This is a genomic window from Saccharopolyspora sp. NFXS83, assembly GCF_026241095.1.
Lineage (GTDB): Bacteria > Actinomycetota > Actinomycetes > Mycobacteriales > Pseudonocardiaceae > Saccharopolyspora_C.
Genome location: NZ_JAPFGB010000009.1, coordinates 214,767 through 236,260 on the forward strand (window position 1 = coordinate 214,767; position 21,494 = coordinate 236,260).

Consider the following 21,494-nt stretch of genomic DNA (forward strand, 5'->3'; position numbering starts at 1 on the left):
CGCTCATGCCCAGGCCGGGAGCCGCCGGGCCCGCGGGTCGGGCAGCACTCCCACCTGGTGCAGCCGGTCGAGCAACGACAGCTGGTGCTGTCCGAGCCCGGCCATGTTGTGCATGACGGTGTAGCGCAGCCGGTCGTTGCCGCCGGTGAACCGCAGGGCGCGTCGCCCCACGACCCGTCCCGCCCAGGACAGGTCCGTGATCATCCGCGCCGCGTTGTGGCTCGTCTGCCCGATGTGGACCAGCTCGGGGAGTCGTTCGGCCTGGTACGAGCGGATTCCCGCGTCCACCGAGGCGGCGGTGAGCTCGCCGGTGCCGAGGTGCCCGGCGAGGCTCTCGGCGTCGGTGATGGAGGTGTTCATGCCCTGCGCCGCCATCGGGTGCACCGCGTGGCCCGTCTCGCCGACCAGCGCCAGCCCCGGAATTCCCAGGCTGGGCGCGAGGAATCGGGACACCGGCAGCACCTGCCGGTTCGCCGCGCTCGCCCGCAGCGCATCGGCGAGCGGTTGCAGCGCGGGCGTGCCGAGCACCAGCCGCTCGATCCAGCGGGCCATGCCGTCCTCGTCGAGCCCGCGCAGCTCATCGGGCCGGACCTGCACGTAGAGGCGGACGCGCCCGCCGGGAAGCGGGTAGCGCAGCCGCAGCCCGAGTTCGCTCACGTACGCCGAGAAGTCCTGTTCGACCTGCGGCGCGTCGGCGATGTCGAACGCGGCCAGCCGGTGCGGGTACTCGTCGCGCTGCACGGCGATCCCGGCGGCCTTGCGCAGCCGCGACGAGAGGCCGTCGGCGGCGACGACGAGCTTCGCGTGCACGTCGCGCTCCTGCCCGCCTTCGCTGATCCGCACCCCGTCGACGCGGCCGGTGTCGTCGCGCAGCAGATCGCGCACGAGCACGCCGCGGCGGAACTCCACGGAGCCGTCGAGCCGGTCCGCCAGCGCCTCCAAGATCACGGGGTAGTCGTGGGCGAGCAGCCACCGCTCCTCGTCGCGCAGCCGCTCGTAGTCCAGCGCCATCAGCGGTGCCCCGCCCGAATCGCGCGCCACCAACCGCGCCAGCCGCAGCCCGCCGCGCAGTTCGAGCCGCTGCGCCACGTTCCAGTCCCGCAGCACCCGCAGCGCACCGGGTTGCAGCACCTCGCCCTTCGCCACCCGGGTCGGTTCGGCCTGCTTCTCCAGCAGCAGCACCCGGAAACCGCGAGTGCTCAGCGCGCAGGCCGCGGCGAGCCCGCCGACCCCGGCACCGCACACCACCACGTCGGCGTCCATCAGTCCCTCCCAGCGCGGTCGCGGTAGCGGGCGAGCGCGCGCAGCGCCAACCCGTTGGCCAGTGCCCGGTTCGAGTAGCGGGACACGTGGCGCACGTACTCGTTGACGGGGCCGGCCGGCCAGGAACCGTCGGCGCGGCGGGCGTCGACGAGCCAGCGCACGCCGCGCCGGACCTCGGCGTTCTCGGTGCCCGAGCCCGCCACCAGCAGCGCGCCGACGGCCCAGGCCGTCTCCTCGACGGTGCCGGGCTCGTCGCCGCCGGTTCCCCAGGAGCCGTCGGAGAGTTGGGCGCGCACCAGCCAGTCCCGCGCCCCGCGCGCGGCTTCGGAGTCGCCCGCACCGGCGCGCACCAGCGTCTGCAGCACCGCCGAGGTGCCCGCCGTGTGCATCCGGTACCAGACGGATTCGTAGCTGCCGTCCGGTCGCTGCGCGCTCTGCAACCAGGTCACGGCCTTCTGGACGCGCGGATCGCTCGCGGGCACCCCGGAGTCCAGCAGTCCGTCCAGCGACTGCACCGTCATGTGCGGGCAGGGGCCGCTGTTGGCGACCTTCGTGTTCCGCACGCACAACCCCCACGAGCCGCGGGTGTCCTGCTGCGCGAGCAGCCAGGCCGCCCCGGCGTCCACGGCGGGCCGGTGCCGGTCGCCGGGGTAGCGCACCAGCGCGGACATGATCTCGCCGGTCTCCAGCGAGGCGGGCCAGCCGCGAGCACCCGACCAGCCCCAGAAGCCCGGCGGGCAGCCGAACGCGGTGAACGGCCGGTCCTGCTGGTCGCGCAGGAAGATCTCGCGGGTCGCCAGCAGCCGCTCGTCGGTCGCGTACCCGGCCTCCAGCAGGCCGCCCGCCGCGTACATCGACCAGGTCAGCTCCAGCGGCCCGCTGTTCCACGAACCGTCGGCGTTGGCCTGCTCCCGGAACCAGCGCACCGCGCCCGCGACCATGTCCTCGCCGAGCCCGGCGCGCGCCAGGCCACCGCAGATCAGGCCCGTCACCCAGGCGTCCTCGCACCAGCCGCCGGTGCTGCCCTCGTGCTCGTAGACCTGCCGGATGATCGACAGCGCGCGCGGGGTGCCCGCCTTCGCCAGCAGCCGGGTCAGCGGCGTCTGCTTGCGGTGCGCCGCCTGCGCCAGGCCGAGCGCGCACACCATCGGCGCCCGCAGGTCGAATAGCCGCTGGAACGGCCCGCGCAGCAAGGTCAGCTCCAACGGGAAGCGCCGCATCTCGTCGATTTCGAGCCAGCCGACGAACGAGTAGAACTGGCGGCACCACGCGGTCACCTCGGGATGCGGGATCGCCTCCAGCCCGCCGAACTCCCGCATCCAGCGCAGGCCCGCCGCGACCGCGTCCGCCGCGTCGTCCGGAGCGACCAGGTGCAGCGTCGCGGCGGCCACCGCCGTCGGGCCCGGCTCGTCCGGCTCACCGGGGATCATGCTCCAGCCGCCGCCGGGGGACTGCCGCTCGCGCAGCCACGCCACGCCCCGCTCGATCAGGTCCGCCGAACCGTGCGGATCGGCGAAGTGCAGCGCGCTGACCGCGCCCACCGTGCTCAACGTGGACGTCAGGCCGTCGCCGCCGTAGTCGAACACGCCGTCCGGCCGCTGCACGGCGAACACCGCCTCCGCCGCGGCGCCGATCACGCGGGAGATCTCCTCGGCCTGCAGGGTCGTCATGGCAGCGTCGCCTTCCGTTGTTCCATCGGGGGCGGGAACTCGTGGCCGGTGCGCAGCGCGGCCTGGGTGCTGAGGCTGAACACCAGCGCGGGCACCAGCACCGCCAGCGCGATCCACGCGCCGGCGCCTCCCGCGATCAGCGCGGCCGTGAGGACCAGCCGCTCCGCGACGAGGATCTTGTGCGCCTGCAGCGCCTTCCGCGGCGGCAAATCGTCGACGTGCTCGAACAGCAGCGAGAACGCGGCCGTACCGGCGCAGGCCGCCAGCGCCGCCAGCAGGTAGTAGCCGGTCGGGTCCGGCACGAAGTCCGCGGCTCCCAGCACGATCAGCATCGCCGCGGCGTACAGCCCGAACGACATCCGCACGGCGGTCCGGATCCCGCTGCGGACCGGCACCGACCGGTAGCCGCCCGCCCGGTCCCCTTCGACGTCGCGCATCGTGCCGACCAAGTTCGAGGCCGCGTCGTGCAGCAGGAGGACCAGCGCGAACACGGCGATCGTCCACGGCAACCGATCCGCAGCGAGCAGCGCGCCGACGGCCAGCGCCAGCGCGGTCAACGCGCCGCGCACCAGGTTCCCCGACAGGCCGCGCGCCTTGCAGAACCTGCTGTAGGCGACGATGCCGCCGGTCGCGACCACCACCAGGACCAGCGCGTGCCAGTTCACCAGCAGCGTGAGCACCGTCGCCGCCACCGCGCACGCCACTCCGCAGACCACCGCGGTGCGCGCGGACAACCGGCCGGAGGGGATGGGGCGCTGCGACTTGTCGATGGCGTCCAGCTCGCGGTCGAAGTAGTCGCCCAGGTAGTGCCCGGACAGCCACCCCAAGGTCGGCACCACCACGGCCGCGATCACCTGCACGCCCCAGGTGCCACCGGCCAGCGCCGCGCCCGCCGAACCGATCATGGCGGGATAGCAGGTCGTGTACGGCCGCCACGTCTCCACGTGCGCCCGGATTCCGCGGCGCAGCGCGGATGTCGACGCCGCCACGGCTAGCGGTCCCGGTGGATCGCGAGGTCCGCCACCGCCGCGAGCAGCCGGGTGCCCTCCGCTCCGGGCAGCGCGCCGAGCTCGTCGTGCGCCCGGCGGATCTCGTCCTCGGCCTGCTCCGCGGCGTGCTCGACGGCGCCGAGGCGATCCAGGACTTCCCGCAGCAGCGCGAAGGACTCCGCGGGCGACCGGGTGCCGCTGAGCGCGTCGACGAGGACCGCGCGGTCCCGGGGCCCCGCCATCCGGTGGCCCACGATCACCGGGAAGGTGGGGCGCATGTTGCCCGCGTCGCTGTCGGCGGACTTGCCTGTGACGCTGCTGTCGGCCAGGTAGGGCAGCAGGTCGTCGCGCATCTGGAAGGCCGCGCCTACCCGCTCGGCGAACCGGGTGGCGGCCTCGACCTGCTCCGCGGTGCCGCCGCCGAGGAGCGCGCCCGATCGGCACGCCGCCCGGAACAGCGCGCCGGTCTTCAGCGCCGCCATCCGCCGGTACCGCTCCGGCGGGCATGCCGGATCTCGCAAGAGTTCGGCTTCCAGCGCTTGTCCGCGGCAGAGGTCGACGCCCGCGACGGCGACCGCGCGCACCGCGCCCAGCACCGCCTCGGCGGGCAGCCCGCATTCGGCGAGAGTGTCGAACAGGCCCAGGATCAGCGCGTCGCCGGTGACGATGGCGTCGGCGACGCCGAACTTCGCGGGCACCGACGGTCGGCCGCGGCGCAGTTCGTCGCCGTCGATGATGTCGTCGTGCACGAGCGAAGCCACGTGCAGGTACTCGACGGACAGCGCCGCGGGCAGCACCGCCGCGCGGTCGCCGCCGACGGATTCCGCGGTGGCCACCAGCATCAGCGGGCGCAGCATCTTGCCCGGCGCGAGCAGCGCGTAGCGCGCGATGTCCCCGATGTGGTCGGTGCCGGCGGCCCAGCGGCGTTCCAGTTCGGCGCGGAGCTCGGCGGCGATGGGGGAGGCGGCGATGACGGCCTCGGGACCGGCGGCCAGGTCGTCGGCGGCGTCGGTGATCCGCGCGGTCATCGGGTCGGCTCGCTCTGCTCGGCCGCGAATTCGGCGGCGACCTTGAGCACCAGGTCGTTGACCTCCGCGGTGCCGACGGTCAGGCGCACCCCGGCCTCGGCGGTCACCCGCAGGACGATGTCGTGGGCGGCGCACAGGTGGACGAACCGGGAGCTCTCCGCGCCCAGCGGCAGCCACAGGAAGTTCCCGCCGCTGGCCGGAACGGCGAATCCGCAGGCCAGCAGCCCGTCGCGGAGCCGGTCGCGTTCGGTGGCGACTTCCGCGCACTGGCGGCGCATCACCTCGGTCGCGTCGAGCGCGGCCACCGCCGCGGCCTGCGCGGGGGCGCTGACGCGGAAGAACAGGGCGCTCGGTTTCAACGCCGCGAGAATCGATTCGGGGGCGAGCAGGTATCCGACGCGCAACGCCAGCAACCCGTAGGACTTGGAAAAGGTCCGGGCGACCGTCACCCGCTCGTCCGTTCGGGCTAGTTCGAGCCCGTCGGCAATCGAACCGGTCTCGGTGAAGTCGATGTAGGCCTCATCGATCACGATGTGCACGTCCTGCGGAACCCGGTCGAGGAATCGCGTGATCTCGCCGGCGCTGAGCACCGTTCCGGTCGGATTGTTCGGATTGCACAGCAGCACCACCCGAGTCCGTTCGGTGATCGCGGCGGCCATCGCGTCCAGGTCGTGGGCGGCGTCGCGCAGCGGCACGCCGACCGCGGTCGCACCGGCGTTGCCGATCATCAGCGGGTACATCTCGAACGACGGCCACGGGTGCACCACTTCGGCGCCCGGACCGGCGTGGACCTGGAGGAACTGCTGCAGCAGCGCGCCGGAGCCGACACCGGCCAGCACCTGCCCGGCGGGCACGCCGTGGTGCTCGGCGATCCGCCGGACCAGTCCGGTGGAGAACGGGTCCGGGGTGAGGTTGAGTTCTCCGAGGGTCGCTTCGGCGGCTTCTCTGACGCCAGGCAGCGGGGGAGCGAAATTCTCGTTCAGAGAGAGCTGGTGCGCAATTGAGGTCACAGTGCCATTCCCGTTCTGGCCGCTGGATGTTATGCCCCCGCGCGGTGCCCGCCGGTTTCGGGCCGACCCGCTCGTGATGCTCGTCGAATACTGAGTTCCGCGTGCGTGCGGTGTCAAGGACGCGTTCAGCTCGGAACGTAATCATCGTGTTTCGCATTGATTCCGGTCGTTTTTTGAGGGAATTCCCTGAACGTTCTGTGGCAGTGCGCTGCGGGGCGTCGGACGGGGTGGCCTGTGCTACCCCGCGCCGCGCGGTGCGAGGTGCGTTCCGGCGCCCGCGCGCGTGCGGGGCGCGCGGCGGCCGGCTGAGAGGGGGTCGCGCCGCGGGTTGCAACTGATCTGTGATCTCGGCTGATGTCGCTGGTCAGCGCCGCTCTAGCCCGAGTAGTTCAACGCGCTTCGAGGCAGGCTCCCCCGAACGGCTCTGGAATATTCCATCGGTCGTTCGGTACACCGGAACCCAGCGCGCTCGCCGCAGCGGCAGTCGGGGTCGGGTGGGCGCGCTTGCCACGGTCCGGGGACCGGTGGTTGAGCCGCGGCCGGCGGGAGTACTGGTCGCGGTCGGTCCGCGGCCTCGGTGCGTTCGGGGCGTGCCGGGGCCGCGGACCGGTTTCCCCGTTCTTCCCAGTGGGGCTCCTCCCGTATTCGTTCCATTCCGCGCGCCGCCACATCCGCGGAAAACCGCCGACCGGGCGAATCGTGGATTGTCGAACAATCACTGTGAAAACGGCAAATACCGGCACTTTTGGGTCGAATGTCGTTCCGCTTATGGTGCGAACAGTTTCCTCTTGGCAGCGGGGCGGGCACCGGCCCGTTTCGTGGAGGAGCCGGGACCGAATCGGCGCGCTCCGGTTCACCCGACAACCGACGACGTCCGGGCCGCCCCATCGCCCCGGACTCGAGATCGAGGAGATCAAGATGGTCGCTGCCCCCCGTCGCCTGGCCCGGCTCGCCGGAGTGGTCGCGGTCGCCCTCTCGGCCGCCGCCACCGTGTCCGTCTCGGCCGCGCAGGCCGAACCGGCCGACGTCACCCCGTACATCGTCGGCGGCCAGGACGCCGACATCGCCGACAACCCGTTCGTCGTCGCCCTCCTGACGCCGGACGGCCAGCAGTTCTGCGGCGGCTCCCTGGTCTCCGAGACCAAGGTCGTCACCGCCGCGCACTGCACCACCGGCTCGCAGCCCAGCGAGATCAACGTCCTCAGCGGGCAGACGAACATCAGCGGCACCGGAGGCACCGTCTCCGAGGTCAGCAACGTGTGGGTGCACCCCGAGTACACCGACGCCACCCAAGGCTTCGACGTCTCCGTGCTGACCCTGGCCGCCCCGGTGCAGGAAGCGCCGGTCGAGCTCGCCACCGCCGACGACGCCGGCTACGCCCCCGGCACCGACGCCACCATCCTCGGCTGGGGGACCACCAGCGAAGGCGGGTCCACCTCCGACAACCTCAAGCAGGCGACCGTGCCGGTGAGCTCCGACGCGGACTGCTCGGCGGGCTACGCCGAGTACAGCCCCGACTCGATGGTCTGCGCCGGCCTGCCCGAGGGCGGCGTCGACGCTTGCCAGGGCGACTCCGGCGGCCCGATCGTGGCCGACGGCCGCCTCATCGGCGTCACCTCCTGGGGCGAAGGCTGCGCCCGTCCCGGCAAGCCCGGCGTGTACGCCCGGGTCGGCGCCTACAACGACGTCCTCACCGAGCAGATCAACAGCTGAGCGAATTCCGTGCTCGCTCTGAATCGCGGGCGGGTGGCGGAACCTCAGCGGCTTCCTCGCTGCGGGATCTTCTTCCCGAGTGGCTCCGCCACGAGGGAAAAAGCCGTCCTCGCGAGGAAGCCGCTGAGAACCCGCCGGTGGTCGTCTTGCTCTGGTGGGCGCTGCTCAGCGGCTTCGCCGCTGACAAGACACTGATTCAAGACAACTGCCGACGACAAGTGCTTTTTGCGGGGAGTTCGTGGGGTGGGGTGGTCCTTCGGGGCCGCCCCGCTTCGCGTTGTGCCGGGGGTCAAGTGGGTTGGCGGAGGGAGCGGTCTTCGAACTTCGCCGCGTAGCCGACGATGAGGGCTCGGGATTCGGTCGCGCCGAGGGCCACTCGGTCCAGGTCGTCGACCGAGTCGCGGAACGACGCGACCCGCTCGGGGCCGTCCAGCAGCAGGCCGCACTCCTGGCTCTCCAGCAGCACGGTCGCGATGCCGTGGCTGAACTCGATGAACGTGAACGGGCCGCCGAGGCCCGCGTGCACCCCGAGATCCGTGGGCAGCACCCGCACGGTGATGTTCGGCGCCTCCGCGCAGCGCAGCAGGTGCCGCAGCTGCCCACCGGTGACGGCGGGGCCGCCGACCGGGCGGGTCAGCACCGATTCGTCGAGGTAGGCGGTGAGCTCGACCGGGGTGGCCTTGTGCAGGATCCCTTGGCGCACCTGGCGAACGTTGACCCGCTCGTCGATTTCCCCGGTGCTGCCACCGGAAGCCGCGCAGACCGCCGTGGCGTAGCCGCGGGTCTGCAGCAGGACGGGCACGTAGCCGAGGCTGAGCTCGGTGAGCCGGGTCGCGCGCTGCTCCGCGTCGATGCAGGCGCGGGTGTGCGCGGAGAGCCCGGCCATCGCCTCCCACCAGGACGGCCGGCCCAGTTCCTCCGCCATCGTCAGCAGCTGCTCGCGGCGTTTGCCGCGCACTCTCAGCGCCGCCAGCACCGCCGCGAGGTCCGGGCCACCGATGCCGCGCTGCGCGGTTTCGATGCGGCTGATCTTCGCGATGCTCCAGCCGAGTTGTTCGGCGAGCACTCCCTGGGACATCCCTTTGTCTTTGCGCACCTTGCGGACCTCGGCCGCTAACGCTCGGGCACGGGGAGAGTTCGACATGAACGTCAGAATATGGTGCTGGGGCGGAAAAATCGTCGCTCGATCAGGTATTGGTGAACCACCCGAACACCGCTGCACTCCCGACATCGCGTGCACTCGCGAGCGGTCCGGACAACCCGCGCGGAGCAGGCGGCACTGCGCCGATCCGGTGAATGATGTTGCGGGGACCCGGAATCCGGGCCCCCGCTTCCCCCAGGTCATCCGACCCCCCGGATGCCTCGCGGCGTTCCCCCGCGCCGCTGTGATCAGGTTGGCACGACCGGCCGACCCGTTTCCAGCGAAACGGCGAACAATCCCGAGGAACATGTGGCGTGCAGTCGAGATCAGTTCCCGGGGATAGACTCCCCTCGGGGAGGGCCGTCAGTCGCCCAGCGCGCGCACCGGTCGAATCACGCCGTGAGCGGGCGACACCGCACCTGTGGAAGGACGCATGCCGTTACCCGGATCCTCCGAGATCGCAGTGGCCGAAGGCGAGCAGCGGCGGGCGCTGGCTCCGCAACCGCTGCTGGACACCACGCTGGACCAGCTGCGGACGCTGGTGGTGGTGCACGAGGCGGGCACCGCGCTGGCCGCGGCCCGGTTGCTCGGGCGCGAGCAGTCCAGCGTGCAGAAGCAGCTGGACACCCTCAACCGCAACTTCCGGGAGCTGTGCGGGGAAGCGCTCGTGCTCAAGCAGGGCAGGGGCAAGGACGCGCTGTTCACCGCGACCGGTGAGGCGCTGGTCGAACGGGCACGGGACACCCTGGACGACTGGCTGGAGGTCGTCACCGATTCCCGGCGGCGCGTCGGCGGCTCGCTGCGGGTGGGCACCACCCGGTTCACGCTCGGCTTCCTGACGCCCGCGGTGGAGCAGGTCGCGGCGGACTTCCGCGCCGACGGCGTGGACCTGAAGGTGGTGCACCTGCGGACCCGGAACCTGCTGGAAGCGTTGCGCGCCAACGAGGTCGACCTGGTCTGCGGCAGCACGCTCACCCACGTCGGCGCCGACCCGGACGGGCTCGACGTGCTGGAGTGGCGCCGCAGCGGGCTCACCCTGGTCACGAACCTCGACCGGCGGCTGGTGGCCGGGCCGGCGGTGCGGGCGGCGGCGCTGCCGCGGCTGCCGCTGGTCATCGCGGGTAGCGGGCTCGTCGCGGAGTTCCTGCGCGGGTGGTTCGGCGCGGATTACCGCGGCGCGTTGAACGTGGCAGGCGAGGTGGACGACGTGCGCTACGGCTTCGAACTGCTCAGCTCCGGGCTGCTGCACGGCTGCATGCTGGTCACCCGAGGTGTCGCGGAGGCGGCGATGGACGGGCGGCTGCCCGACGGTCGCGGCCTGCGCACGCTGGACGTGCTCGGCGATCTGGAGCCGAAGCTGGAGGTGCTGGTCGGCGCCTTCGCCCGGGGCGGCGAGCGCGAGCAGCACGACGGCGCGCACCCGCTGAACCGCTTGTGGGAAGCACTGGCCCGGCAGCACTCCCAGTGGAACGAGAACCGGGCTACGCGCTCCACTGTGTACTGACGGCCGCGCCGCGCCCGCCGGGGTGGCCGAGGAGTTCGCCGAGTCGTCTCCGGGTGGCCACCGGTTCCTCACCGCGGGTGAGCTCGCGGCGGTGAAGGTGATGCGCGTGAGCGAGCGGAGAACGGGATCCGCGACCGGGCGGCCGGTGCGCGGCCTGGTCGCGCTGGGCGATTCGACGACCCTCGGCATGGGTGATCGCCTGCCGGGCGGCGGGTGGCGCGGCTTCGCCCGGCTGCTCGCGGACGCGCTGGGCGGGCCCGGCCGGATCCGGTACGCGAACCTCGCCACCTCCGGCGCGCGGGTGCGCGACGTGCACGACGTGCAGCTGCCCGCCGCGCTGCGGTTGCGGCCCGACGCCGCCGTGCTGGTGGTCGGCATGAACGACACGCTGCGCTCCGACTTCGACCCGGTGCTGCTGCGGCGGCGGCTGGACGTGGTGATCGGTGAGCTGACCGCGGCGGGAGCGGTCGTGGTGACCGCGCGGTACCACGACCACGGGCGGGTGTTCCGGTTGCCCGCGCCGCTGCGCCGCGCGCTGCGCAAGCGGATCGACCAGGTGAACGCGGTGCTCGACGAGGTGGTCGCCCGCTACGGCGCGCAGTGCGTGGACCTGGACGCGCTGCCCGGGGCGTACGAGCTCGGCACCTGGTCGGTGGACCGGCTGCACCCCTCGGAACTCGGGCATCGGCGGCTGGCGCGGGCGATGGCGCAGCGGCTGCTCGCCGCCGGGTGCCGGGTGCCGGAACCGGTGAGCCTGCGGTGTTCCGGCGGCGCCCGGATCACGCCGTGGCACCACCTGGCTTGGCTGGTGTTCCGGGGTGTGCCGTGGCTGGTGCGGCGCGGATCCGACCTGTTGCCGCACGGGGTGGCGGTGATGGCGCGGGAGGTCGTCGAGTCGCGGCGGGAACGCCGGGCTCGGCGCGGACTGCGGCTGGTCGAGCCGGTGCGGCCCGAGGACGTGGTCGTGCGACCGGATGCCGGATAGCCGGGGCGCTGTCGCGTCCCGCGTTCGTTTGTCACGCACGTGAGCATTCGGGGTTCTCGCTTCACTCGGACGGCCCAACCTGGAGCTCCGAAGAACGTGAATTGATTTCATTTTTGCTGGTCTTCGATTAGCGTCCGGCGTCGACGACGACGAGAGGACTCGCAGATGGCCGGGCAGCGAATCGTGGCGGCGCTCAGCGTCGGCGCCGTCCTCGGCGCCTTGATCGTGACCCCCTCCGCCGCCGCGGCCCCCGAGCCGCCCGCCGCGGGCTCCGAACAGGCCGCGTCCGCGCCGGACGTGCCGCAGGTGCCGGACCACTGCGGCGGGCAGTGCCACCACATCCTGCCGCCGGGCCAGAACGGCAACGCCACGCTGGCCGAGCTCGCCGGACACCTGCTGCTCGGCACGAAGCCGCCGCACTCCGCCGACCAGACCGCGCCCTACGACGAGCTGGCCTCGGGGTACTCGAAGCTCACCACCGGCACCATCGACGAGTTCTTCAACGACAACTCCTTCGGCGTCCGCCCCGACGACGTCGAGCGCACCTACCACCCGCGCGAAGACGTCACCGTGGTCCGGGACAAGACCGCGGGCATCCCGCACGTCTACGGCGACACCCGCGACGGCACCACCTTCGGCGCCGGCTACACGACGGCCGAGGACAAGCTGTTCCTGATGGACGTGCTGCGCCGGGCCGGTCGCGGCGAGGTCAGCTCCTTCGCGGGCGGCGCCCCCGCGAACCGCGAGCTGGAACAGGGCTTCTTCGCCACCTCGCCCTACACGGAGCACGAGCTGGAGCAGCAGATCGAGTCCGCCCGCAGCGCGGGGCCGCGCGGAGAGCAGGCGCTCGCCGACGCGAAGTCCTACGTGGACGGCATCAACACCTACATCCGCGAAGCGCACGACGGCCGCTACTTCCCCGGCGAGTACGTGGCGACCGGGCACGTGGACCCGATCACCAACGCCGGGGAGATCGAGCCGTTCGAGCTCACCGACCTCGTCGTGCTCGCCTCGCTGGTCGGGGCGCAGTTCGGTGGTGGCGGCGGCAACGAAGTGCAGCAGGCCGTGGCGCGGATGTCGCTGCACGAGCGCTTCGGCCCCGAGCGCGGCGAGCAGGTGTGGCGCACCTTCCGCGCCGAGAACGACCCCGAGTCGATCTCCACCGTCCACGACGGATCGTTCCCGTACGCGGTCTCCCCGGAGAACCCGCAGGGCGCGGCGATGCCCGATCCGGGATCGGTGACCGAGCAGCAGCTCGTGTTCGACCCCACCGGCTCCGCCGCCGAACCCGAAGACCGCGATCAGCGCCAGACCCCGGTCGCGCGGCCGGAAGGCGTCCCCGACCAGAACGACCGGGCCGCCCAAGCGGAAGCGCTGCGCGGCATGTTCGACGACGGCGTAGTCCCCGCTGACATGGCCGAGCCGCGCGGCATGTCCAACGCGCTGCTCGTGTCCGGCGAGCACACCGACAGCGGCAACCCGATCGCCGTGTTCGGCCCGCAGACCGGCTACTTCGCCCCGCAGCTGCTGACCCTGCAGGAACTCCAAGGGCCGGGGATCTCGTCGAAGGGCGCCTCGTTCGCCGGCCTGAGCTTCTACACGCTGCTCGGCCGCGGCCAGGACTACTCGTGGAGCGCCACCACGGCCGCGCAGGACATCATCGACACCTACGCCGTCGAGCTGTGCGCGCCCGACGGCGGGCCCGTCACCAAGGACTCCGACCACTACCTGTTCCGCGGCGAATGCCTGCCGATGCAGCAGGTCGAGCGGCAGAACTCCTGGGAACCCAACCTGGGCGACGACACCCCCGCCGGGTCGTACCGGCTGGTCTCGTTCCGCACCCGCTACGGGCCGGTGACGCACCGCGCCACCATCGACGGCAAACCCGTCGCCTACAGCACCGTGCGCTCGACCTTCCAGCACGAGGTCGACTCGATCATCGGCTTCCAGCGCTTCAACGACCCCGCCGAGATCACCTCTCCGGAGGCGTTCCAGCGCGCCGCGGAGGACGTGAACTACACGTTCAACTGGTTCTACGCCGACTCCGAGCACATCGCGCACTTCAACTCGGGCGACAACGTGGTCCGCAACCCCGAGGTGGACCCGGCGATGCCCGTCGTGTCCGACCCCGAATTCGAGTGGCAGGGCTGGAACCCGGACGGGAACACGGCGGACTACGCGCCGTTCGAGGAGCACCCGCGCGCCATCGACCAGGACTACCTCGTCAGCTGGAACAACAAGCAGGCTCCCGGCACCAGCGGCGCCGACTGGAGCAAGGGCGCCGTGCAGCGCGGTGACCTGCTCGACTCCCGAGTCCGCGGGCTCGTGGCCGAAGGCGGCGTGGACCGGGCCGGGCTCACCCAGGCGATGGAGGAGGCCGGGCTGGCCGACCTGCGCGCCGAGCGGGTGCTCCCGGACCTGCTGAAGGTGCTCGACAGCGCCCCGAGCGACGATCCCGAGCTCACCGCGCGGATCGGCTCGCTGCGCGACTGGCTCAACGACGGCGGGCTGCGCACCGAGACCGAACCGGGCAGCCGCGAGTACGCCCACGCTGAGGCGATCGAGCTCATGGACGCCTGGTGGCCGCTGCTGGTGCGCGGCACCTTCGAGCCCGCGGTCGGTGCGGACGCGTACCAGGCGCTGACCGCTGCCGAGCACATCAACGAGTCGCCGTCCGGGTGGCAGAACGAGGAACCCGGCGAGCACGTCGGGCAGGCCCACCAGGGATCCGCGTTCCTGACCGGCTGGTACGGGCAGGTGTCGAAGAACCTGCGCGGCGCGCTCGGCGAGGACGTTCCCGGCGGATTCGGGCAGGGTGCTCCGGGGCCGGGGAACTCGTTGTGCGGCGACGGGAGCCTCGACGCCTGCCGCCAAGCGCTCGTCGACAGCCTCGCGGCGGCCGGCGCGACACCGGCCGAGCAGACCTATCCGGGTGACGCGGACTGCGAGCCCGGCGACCAGTGGTGCGCCGACGCGATCATCCAGAACAAGATCGGCGGCATCGCCCACGACCCGATCAGCTGGCAGAACCGCCCCACCTACCAGCAGGTCGTCGAATTCCCCTCCCACCGCTGACCCCTCGCGCCACGACCGGAGTGAGCGGACCGTTCGTCCAAGGGGATTGGTCGAAGGGTCCGTTGACTCGGATCCGCAGTGGGGTCGAGTGGTGCGGATGGCGGGTTGGGGTGAGCGGATCGTTCGTCCAACCGGATTGGTCGAAGGGTCCGTTCACTCGTTCCGGAGGTGGGCCGTGCGTGTGAAGGAGGAGTGTGGGTTGGGGTGAGCGGACCGTTCGTCCAACCGGATTGGTCGAAGGGTCCGTTGACTCGGATCGCAGTGGGGTCGAGTGGTGCGGATCGTGGGTTGGGGTGAGCGGACCGTTCGTCCAAGGGGATTGGTCGAACGGTCCGTTCACTCCGACAGCGATGTGGGCGGGCTCGGGGTGATTGCGCGGAGTGTCGGAAAAGCCGTTCGTGGCAAGGCATTCGGCGCAGCCGGATCATGCGGTCGTGGTGTTCCCGGCCGGTGTTCGCGTGCACTAGTCTCGCGGCGGCACAATCGACGACCTTGGGGGCACCTTGGCCACGTGGGACGACATTGCCGCATTTGTCCGATCCGAATACCGGGTCATCGAGGACACCGGTGACGAGATCCGAATCCTCATCGAATACGAGGACGAGCGGAGCCAGGTCATCATGGTCTGCCGCGAAGTGCTGGACAAGCAGGAGGATTGGGTCCAGGTCGCCTCGGTGTGCGGACTCGTCGCCGACGTCGACCTGCAGCTGCTGCTCAAGGAGATCGGCGAGACCTCCGTGGTGTGCGGCGCCGTGATCATGGGCGAGCACGTGGTGCTGCGGCATTCGCTGCCGTTGCTGAACCTGGACATCAACGAGTTCCTCGACCCGCTGCAGTTGGTCGCCGACACCGCCGACCACCTGGAGGAGACCTTCTTCGGCGGCGACGGCTACTGATTCTCCCGGTCGCGCGTTCAACGGCGAACGCGCCGAGCCGGATCGATTCAACGACGCAGGACTACCCGATGAGATGCGCCTGATCGTGTTCTGGTCCGGCCGGAATCTTGACTTCTCCGTCGCATTCCGTGGAAAACGAGAGCATGGCCCGATTCCGCTCCCTTTCCGGATCGTCTCGCGCGCCGCTGGCATTGCTGCTGATCGTCGGAGCGGTGCTGGCCGGGTGCACCGCCACGCGCCCCGCCGCGCAACCCCGGGTGCAGGCGGGCAAGCCGAACGTCGTCATGGTGATGACCGACGACCAGTGGCTCGACAGCATGCGGTTCATGCCGAACGTGCAGCGGATCCTCGGGCTCGGCGGGGTCACGTTCGACCAGTACTACGCGTCGTTCCCGCTGTGCTGCCCGTCCCGCTCGACATTCCTCAGCGGACAGTTGGCGCACAACAACGGGGTGCGGCACAACGCGGCCCCGCTCGGCGGCTACGACATGCTCGACGAGGCGAACACGCTGCCCGTCTGGATGCAGCGCGCCGGCTACGTCACCTCGCACATCGGCAAGTACCCCAACGGCTACGGCAAGACCGAGGAGACGCACGTACCGCCGGGTTGGGACGAGTGGCGCGGATCGGTGGACCCGACCACCTACGACATGTACGGCTACCGGCTCAACGAGAACGGGACGATGCGCACCTACGGCGACCCGTGGGTGCAGGACCCGGAGCTGTACCAGACCGACGTGTACCGGGACAAAGGGATCGATTTCATCAACCGGCGGTCGGCGGCAGGTGAGCCGTTCTTCCTCAGCCTGGCCTTCCTCGCCCCGCACGGGGAGAACGTGCACGGCGCGCCGACCAACGGCGACTTCTTCCGCGTGGGCCGCGGGCCGCGCCCGGCGTTGCGGCACCAGGGCGCGTTCTCCGAGGAGCAGGTGCCGAACGACCCGTCCTACGGCGAGGCGGACATGAGCGACAAGCCGCGCTTCCTGCGGGACTACCCGTCGATCGCGGTGAACACCGACACCGAGATCACCGAGAGCTACCGGCTCCGGCTGGAGTCGTTGCTCGCGGTGGACGAGGCGGTGCAGCGGCTCGTCGACGCGCTGCGCGCGAACGGGCAGCTGGAGAACACCTACCTGCTGTTCGCCTCGGACAACGGTTTCTTCTTCGGCCAGCACCGGGTGCCGACGGGCAAGTTCCTGCCGCACGAGGCCGCCGCGCACGTGCCGCTGCTGATCCGGGGCCCTGGCCTCGCGGCCGGCACGCACGCGCGGGAGCTGAGCACGAACACCGACCTCACCGCGACCATCGCCGACATCGGGCAGGCGGAACCGACGCTCGCGCTGGACGGGCGATCCCTGCTGCCGTTCGCGCAGGATCCGCGGCTGCGCACCGGCAGGCCGCTGCTGCACGAGGCCGGGGAGGGCGCGTTCCACACCCCGGTGCGGCCGGGTGGGCCGGGGAGTTCCGGTGCACCGGCGGAGGACGTGTCCGTCGGGCTCGCGGCGGGAGCGGGCGACCTGGACCAGGACGGCACCGCCTCACCCCGGCCGGGCAAGCCGCGCGACGACCACAGCCAGGTGCTCGACGCGGCCTACGAGGCGATCCGCACCGAGCGCTACCTCTACGTCCGCTACGTCAGCGGCGCCCACGAGCTCTACGACCTGGCGATCGACCCGCACGAACTGGCGTCGAAGCACAACGACGCCCGCTACGCCGAAGTGCGCGCGTTCCTCGACGCCCGGCTCGACGAGCTCCAGGACTGCCGGGGCGCGGCTTGCGGCGAGGACGTCCCGCCCGCCCCGCAACCGAGCTGACGGGCCCGCGCGTCCGGGTTGCTCACCGCCCGCCCCGCGACGCCGTGCGCACAGCCGCAGCGTCCGGCGCCGGTCGGTTCGGAGCGAACATCGCGAGCAGGGTGCCCCGGATTCCCGTTGCGGGAACTGCGGCGCCTTCCGGTCGTTGATGCCGACCCCGCCGATGACCGAAATCGAGCGCGCGCAAGGGAATTCCTCGTCCAGTCGCATGGACTCGGCCGTCGATGCGGGCCGGACGCAGCGGAATTCGTGCCCCTCAGAAGTCAGCGTCGGCACGGCCGTCAAGTCCCTGCGGACTCGGCCGCCGCGGTCCGCGCTGCCGACTCCCGCCGTGCCGTGGTTCGCGTTTCTCGCGAGCGGCTTCCGCCGAGTTCTCCATCCCCGTTGGAATTGTGTGTCTTAGGAAACCCCCTGCGCTAGCACTTGCTCGGTTAGGCTTCCGCGCGTGCTTTTCCTCATTCCCGCCGTTGTCCTGTTCGCGGTGTTCGCCGTCAGCTTCGCGTACGACCGGCGGCTGGTCCGCAACGGTGTCTACCTGTTCCTCGGCTGCCTTCTCCTGGTCGGCGGTGCGCTGATGTGGCTGGCCTCGTATTCGGAAGCAGCCGCGGGGATCGCGTTGCTGGTGCTGGTGCTGTTGATCCCGCTGACCACTCTGGTGCTCGCGGTCTTCCTGATCACCAACGGCGTGACGATGTTGCGGCGGGAGGGGAAACGGCCGGGGAACCTGCTGTCGCTGGCCGCCGGTGCCGGGATCGTCGTGTTCCTGGTGTTGCGGACGGTCGCCAACGGCACCAGGTGGCTCCCGCTGGAAATCGTGATGGACGCGGCGGGCAAGGTGCTCGGATACGTGTCGGTGCTGTTCGTCTGCTTCCTGCTCTACTCGCTCGTCTACGGCTTGCTGCCGCATCGCCACGAGGTCGATTTCATCGTGGTGCTCGGTTCGGGGCTGCTCGGTTCACGGGTGCCGCCGTTGCTCGCGAGCCGGCTCGACAAGGGCTTGGCCGCTTTCCACCAGGAACGTGAGAAGGGCCGCGACCCGATTCTGGTGACCTCCGGCGGGCAGGGGCCGGGTGAGGACGTCCCCGAGGCGCGCGCCATGGCCGACCACCTCATCGCCAACGGTGCGCCGGAAGACCGGATCCTGGTCGAGGACCGGTCGCGCAGCACGGAGGAGAACTTGCGGTTCAGCGAGGTCATCATGCGGGAGCACCGGCCGGAGCACCGGGTCTTGGTGGTGACGAACAACTTCCACGTGATGCGGGCGGCCCGGATCGCCCGCAAGGAGAAGGTGGAAGCGCACGTGATCGGATCGCCGACCGCGAGCTACTTCTGGCCGAGCGCGACGATCCGCGAGTTCGTGGCGATCTTCCTGGATCACCGGGTGGTGAACCTCGGCGTGTGCGCGTTGCTGATCGCCAACTCCGTGCTCGTCGCGCTCTGAGCCCTCTTCGCCGCCGGCGCCCCGGGGCTGGCTCGTTGGCCATCCCCGAGCGGTTCCAGCAGGACGCGTTGACAAGTGCTGTCTCGAAGGAAGGAAGACGATAGTGAGTACCCGGCTGTTGCCGGCGTTCATGGGGATCTTGATCGGCTTGCTGCTGGCCGCGGTGCTGTTCGTCCCTTACATCGCTCGGCAATACCGCAGACGTGGCGAGCTCGGCATGGGCAATCTCGCGTTAGCGCTCGCCGCTGTGGTGTACGGCGTTTCGCTGGTCGCCTACGTCCTCCTGCCCTTCCCGCAGCTCACTCCTGATTTCTGCGCCACGTCGGGAATGGGCGGGCCGCAGTGGGTTCCGTTCAACTTCCTCAACGACATGAAGAAGGAAGCCACCGGCAGCAGCGTGCTGGCGACCTTGCGCAATCCGGCGTTGACGCAGGTAGTGCTGAACGTGGGCTTGTTCGTCCCGCTGGGCATGTTCGTCCGGCACCTGTTCGGCCGCGGCGTGCTGGCCACCACGGCGATCGGGCTGGGCGTCTCGCTGCTGATCGAGATCACGCAGGGGACCGGTATCTGGTTCGCGTACCCGTGCGCCTACCGGCTGTTCGACCTCGACGACCTGATCATGAACACGGCGGGGGCGTCGGTGGGGGCCTGGGCGGCACCGGTGTTGCGGGCCGTGCCCGGTCAGCGGATCACCGCCCTGCCGGGGGTGCCCCGCCCGGTCACCAGGTCCAGGCGGCTGCTGGCGTCGTTGTGCGACATGACCGCTTACACGATGCTGAGCGCCCTGGGCAGCTCCGGCGGCCTGCTCGTGCTGATGGCGGCGCAGGGAATGCTGTTCCAGGGCAACGCCCCGCGCACCGAGGACATACCGGGCTCCTGGGCGGCGGGGTTGCTCGGCGTCTGGCTGCCGTGGTTCGTCCTCGCGGTCGTGCTACCGGTGGCGGGTAGTTCGACCAGCCTCGGGCAGCGGATCGTGCAGTTGCGGGCGACGACCGTCGACGGAGGTGCACCCGGTACCGGGCCGCGCTTGCTGCGCAGCTTGACCGGCACCGGTGGCTACTTCTTGCTGGCGCAGCTCGGTGACGCGTCCGCCGACGTGCCCGCCCTGGGACCGTTCTCCGGCTTGGCGCAACTGCTGGCGCTGGTCTCCTTGATCGGCCTGTTCGCCACGGCGGGGCACCGCGGCCTGTCCTACAAGTTCGCCGGATTGCGGATCGTCGACGCTCGAACGGCCCCGGAGCAGGCCGGAGTCGCCCGCGTCCCGCAGCGCTGAGTCGCCGTCGGGCCGGTCACTTCCGCCGGCCCGGCAGGCGGGCCGCACTCCGCGGCGAGGCGAGGCGGCGGGAACCGCGCGCACCGCCTCGCCGCGGACGGCCGGTCAGTTCGGCTTGACCATCGGGAACAGGATGGTGTCCCGGATGCCCCTGCCGGTGAAGGCCATCAGCATCCGGTCGATCCCGATGCCCACGCCGCCGGTGGGCGGCATGCCGTATTCGAGGGCGCGCAGGAAGTCCTCGTCGAGCTGCATGGCCTCGGCGTCGCCGCCCGCGGCCATCAACGACTGCTCGGTGAGCCTGCGCCGCTGCTCCACCGGGTCGACGAGCTCGGAGAACCCGGTGCCGAGCTCCATGCCGAACCCGATCAGGTCCCACTTCTCGGTCAGCAGCGGGTCGTCCCGGTGCTGCCGGGTGAGCGGGCTGGTCTCCAGCGGGAAGTCCCGGACGAACGTGGGGACCACCAGCGTGTGCTCGACGAGCTCCTCGAACAGGTGCTCCACCAGCTTGCCCGGACCCCACGACGGGTCCCAGGCGATCTCCTTCGCGTCGGCCAGCTCGCGCAGCGCCTCGACGGGCGTGCGCGGGGTGATCTCGGTGCCGAGCGCTTCGCCGACGGAGCCGTAGAGGGTGATCGACGGCCACTCGCCGCCCAGGTCGATGTCTCCGTGCTCGGGGTGGCGCACCACGAAGTCGCCGAACACGGCCTTGGCGGCCTGCCGGATGAGTTCCGCGGTGAGCTCGGCGGCCGTGTCGTAGTCGCCGTAGGCCTCGTAGAACTCCAGCATCGTGAACTCGGGGTTGTGCGTGGAGTCCGCGCCCTCGTTGCGGAAGTTGCGGTTGATCTCGAAGACCTTCTCCACGCCGCCGACGACGAGCCGCTTCAGGTACAGCTCGGGCGCGATGCGCAGGTACAGGTCGAGGTCGTAGGCGTTGATGTGGGTGGTGAACGGCCGGGCCGTGGCGCCGCCGTGCACCTGCTGCAGCATCGGGGTCTCGACTTCGAGGTAGTCGCGGTCCAGCAGCACCGAGCGCAGCGCCTGCACCGCCTTGCCGCGCTGCTGCACCAGCTGCCGCGCCTCGGGGTTGACGATCAGGTCGACGTAGCGCTGCCGCACCCGCGCCTCGGGGTCGGTGAGCCCCTTGTGCTTCTCCGGCAGCGGGCGCAGGCACTTCGAGGTCAACGCCCACTCGTCGGCCATGATCGAGAGCTCGCCGCGCTTGGAGGTGATCACCTCGCCGGTGATGCCCACGTGGTCGCCGAGGTCGATCTCGGCCTTCCACGCGTCCAGCGACTCGGCGCCGACCTTGTCCAGCGCCAGCATGATCTGGATGGAGCCGCTGTCGTCGCGGATGGTGGCGAAGCACAGCTTGCCGCCGGTGCGGTACAGCATCACCCGGCCGGTGACCGACACCCGGTCCCCGGTGGCCACGTCGGGTTCGAGCCCGTCGTGTTTCTCGCGGACGGGACCGATCGAGGTGGTGCGCGGATAGCCGACCGGATAGGGGTCGACTCCGTTCTCCCGCAGCCGGTCCAGCTTCTCCCGCCGGATGCGCATCTGCTCCGGGAGGTCCTCGTGATTCTCGTCCACCGCTTCACTCACCCGGCCATGGTATCGGCCCAGCTCATCAGCCTGGCCGGGGTGTCGGTCCCGCGTCGGCGGCGCTGCTCGGGCCGGTTCGGGGCGCGT

Annotated in this window: 15 protein-coding genes; 8 read left to right on the plus strand and 7 right to left on the minus strand. The window is 71.1% G+C overall.

All coding sequences use genetic code 11. The annotated features are described in order from the left end of the window. Positions 1 to 3: 3 nt before the first annotated feature. Genes OOZ19_RS12960 through OOZ19_RS12980 form a run of 5 tightly spaced genes read right to left on the minus strand, consistent with a single transcriptional unit; the run spans position 4 to position 5,960 of the window. Positions 4 to 1,263, minus strand: a complete 1,260-nt coding sequence (locus OOZ19_RS12960) for an FAD-dependent oxidoreductase (protein WP_266090344.1) — start codon at positions 1,261 to 1,263, stop codon at positions 4 to 6. Beyond that, positions 1,263 to 2,933 (minus strand): prenyltransferase/squalene oxidase repeat-containing protein, encoded by a 1,671-nt coding sequence (locus OOZ19_RS12965; RefSeq protein WP_266090345.1) that lies wholly within the window; start codon positions 2,931 to 2,933, stop codon positions 1,263 to 1,265. The genes OOZ19_RS12960 and OOZ19_RS12965 overlap by 1 nt, the downstream gene beginning before the upstream one ends. Next, positions 2,930 to 3,922: a UbiA family prenyltransferase gene (locus tag OOZ19_RS12970; RefSeq protein ID WP_266090346.1), complete on the minus strand. Its 993-nt coding sequence runs from the start codon at positions 3,920 to 3,922 to the stop codon at positions 2,930 to 2,932. The genes OOZ19_RS12965 and OOZ19_RS12970 overlap by 4 nt, the downstream gene beginning before the upstream one ends. A 2-nt stretch (positions 3,923 to 3,924) precedes the next feature. Further along, positions 3,925 to 4,950 carry a polyprenyl synthetase family protein gene (locus OOZ19_RS12975; RefSeq protein WP_266090347.1) on the minus strand — a complete coding sequence of 342 codons (1,026 nt, stop codon included), beginning with the start codon at positions 4,948 to 4,950 and terminating at the stop codon, positions 3,925 to 3,927. Continuing rightward, complete coding sequence (locus OOZ19_RS12980; RefSeq protein WP_266090348.1) at positions 4,947 to 5,960, minus strand: histidinol-phosphate transaminase; 1,014 nt, start codon at positions 5,958 to 5,960, stop codon at positions 4,947 to 4,949. Before OOZ19_RS12980 ends, OOZ19_RS12975 begins: the two co-directional genes overlap by 4 nt. A 918-nt stretch (positions 5,961 to 6,878) precedes the next feature. Between OOZ19_RS12980 and OOZ19_RS12985 the strand changes: the two genes are divergently transcribed. Beyond that, positions 6,879 to 7,673, plus strand: a complete 795-nt coding sequence (locus OOZ19_RS12985) for a S1 family peptidase (protein ID WP_266090349.1) — start codon at positions 6,879 to 6,881, stop codon at positions 7,671 to 7,673. A gap of 289 nt (positions 7,674 to 7,962) precedes the next feature. On the opposite strand, the gene OOZ19_RS12990 is transcribed toward OOZ19_RS12985, so the two are convergent. Further along, positions 7,963 to 9,123 (minus strand): helix-turn-helix domain-containing protein, encoded by a 1,161-nt coding sequence (locus tag OOZ19_RS12990; RefSeq protein WP_323055127.1) that lies wholly within the window; start codon positions 9,121 to 9,123, stop codon positions 7,963 to 7,965. Between the two features lie 124 nt (positions 9,124 to 9,247). Between OOZ19_RS12990 and OOZ19_RS12995 the strand changes: the two genes are divergently transcribed. The 7 genes from OOZ19_RS12995 to OOZ19_RS13025 all read left to right on the plus strand — a co-directional run bounded on the left by OOZ19_RS12995 (position 9,248) and on the right by OOZ19_RS13025 (position 19,802). Next, positions 9,248 to 10,318 carry a LysR family transcriptional regulator gene (locus OOZ19_RS12995; RefSeq protein WP_266090351.1) on the plus strand — a complete coding sequence of 357 codons (1,071 nt, stop codon included), beginning with the start codon at positions 9,248 to 9,250 and terminating at the stop codon, positions 10,316 to 10,318. A 106-nt stretch (positions 10,319 to 10,424) separates the two neighbouring features. Further along, the gene (locus tag OOZ19_RS13000) at positions 10,425 to 11,303 is read left to right on the plus strand and encodes an SGNH/GDSL hydrolase family protein (protein ID WP_266090352.1); all 879 of its coding nucleotides are present in this window, start codon (positions 10,425 to 10,427) and stop codon (positions 11,301 to 11,303) included. 165 nt (positions 11,304 to 11,468) lie between these two features. Next, complete coding sequence (locus OOZ19_RS13005) at positions 11,469 to 14,378, plus strand: penicillin acylase family protein (RefSeq protein ID WP_266090353.1); 2,910 nt, start codon at positions 11,469 to 11,471, stop codon at positions 14,376 to 14,378. 503 nt (positions 14,379 to 14,881) lie between these two features. Continuing rightward, complete coding sequence (locus OOZ19_RS13010; protein ID WP_266090354.1) at positions 14,882 to 15,274, plus strand: type III secretion system chaperone family protein; 393 nt, start codon at positions 14,882 to 14,884, stop codon at positions 15,272 to 15,274. Positions 15,275 to 15,417: 143 nt separating this feature from the next. Further along, on the plus strand, positions 15,418 to 17,088 hold the full coding sequence (locus OOZ19_RS13015) for a sulfatase family protein (protein ID WP_266090355.1): 1,671 nt from the start codon (positions 15,418 to 15,420) through the stop codon (positions 17,086 to 17,088). A gap of 445 nt (positions 17,089 to 17,533) precedes the next feature. Beyond that, positions 17,534 to 18,529, plus strand: coding sequence for a YdcF family protein (locus OOZ19_RS13020; protein WP_266090356.1), 996 nt, complete (start codon positions 17,534 to 17,536; stop codon positions 18,527 to 18,529). 103 nt (positions 18,530 to 18,632) lie between these two features. Next, positions 18,633 to 19,802: a VanZ family protein gene (locus OOZ19_RS13025; RefSeq protein ID WP_266090357.1), complete on the plus strand. Its 1,170-nt coding sequence runs from the start codon at positions 18,633 to 18,635 to the stop codon at positions 19,800 to 19,802. 105 nt (positions 19,803 to 19,907) lie between these two features. Here the strand turns inward: OOZ19_RS13025 and lysX are convergent, their stop codons facing one another. After that, on the minus strand, positions 19,908 to 21,407 hold the full coding sequence (gene lysX / locus OOZ19_RS13030; RefSeq protein ID WP_266090358.1) for a bifunctional lysylphosphatidylglycerol synthetase/lysine--tRNA ligase LysX: 1,500 nt from the start codon (positions 21,405 to 21,407) through the stop codon (positions 19,908 to 19,910). Positions 21,408 to 21,494 lie beyond the last annotated feature (87 nt).

Bases quoted from the DNA above. Each gene is read 5' to 3' on its own strand.
- OOZ19_RS12975 (WP_266090347.1), bottom strand. From the start codon at position 4,950: ATGACCGCGCGGATCACCGACGCCGCCGACGACCTGGCCGCCGGTCCC.
- OOZ19_RS12995 (WP_266090351.1), top strand. From the start codon at position 9,248: ATGCCGTTACCCGGATCCTCCGAGATCGCAGTGGCCGAAGGCGAGCAG.
- OOZ19_RS12985 (WP_266090349.1), top strand. From the start codon at position 6,879: ATGGTCGCTGCCCCCCGTCGCCTGGCCCGGCTCGCCGGAGTGGTCGCG.
- OOZ19_RS12990 (WP_323055127.1), bottom strand. From the start codon at position 9,123: ATGTTCCTCGGGATTGTTCGCCGTTTCGCTGGAAACGGGTCGGCCGGT.
- OOZ19_RS12965 (WP_266090345.1), bottom strand. From the start codon at position 2,933: ATGACGACCCTGCAGGCCGAGGAGATCTCCCGCGTGATCGGCGCCGCG.
- OOZ19_RS13005 (WP_266090353.1), top strand. From the start codon at position 11,469: ATGGCCGGGCAGCGAATCGTGGCGGCGCTCAGCGTCGGCGCCGTCCTC.
- OOZ19_RS12960 (WP_266090344.1), bottom strand. From the start codon at position 1,263: ATGGACGCCGACGTGGTGGTGTGCGGTGCCGGGGTCGGCGGGCTCGCC.
- OOZ19_RS13015 (WP_266090355.1), top strand. From the start codon at position 15,418: ATGGCCCGATTCCGCTCCCTTTCCGGATCGTCTCGCGCGCCGCTGGCA.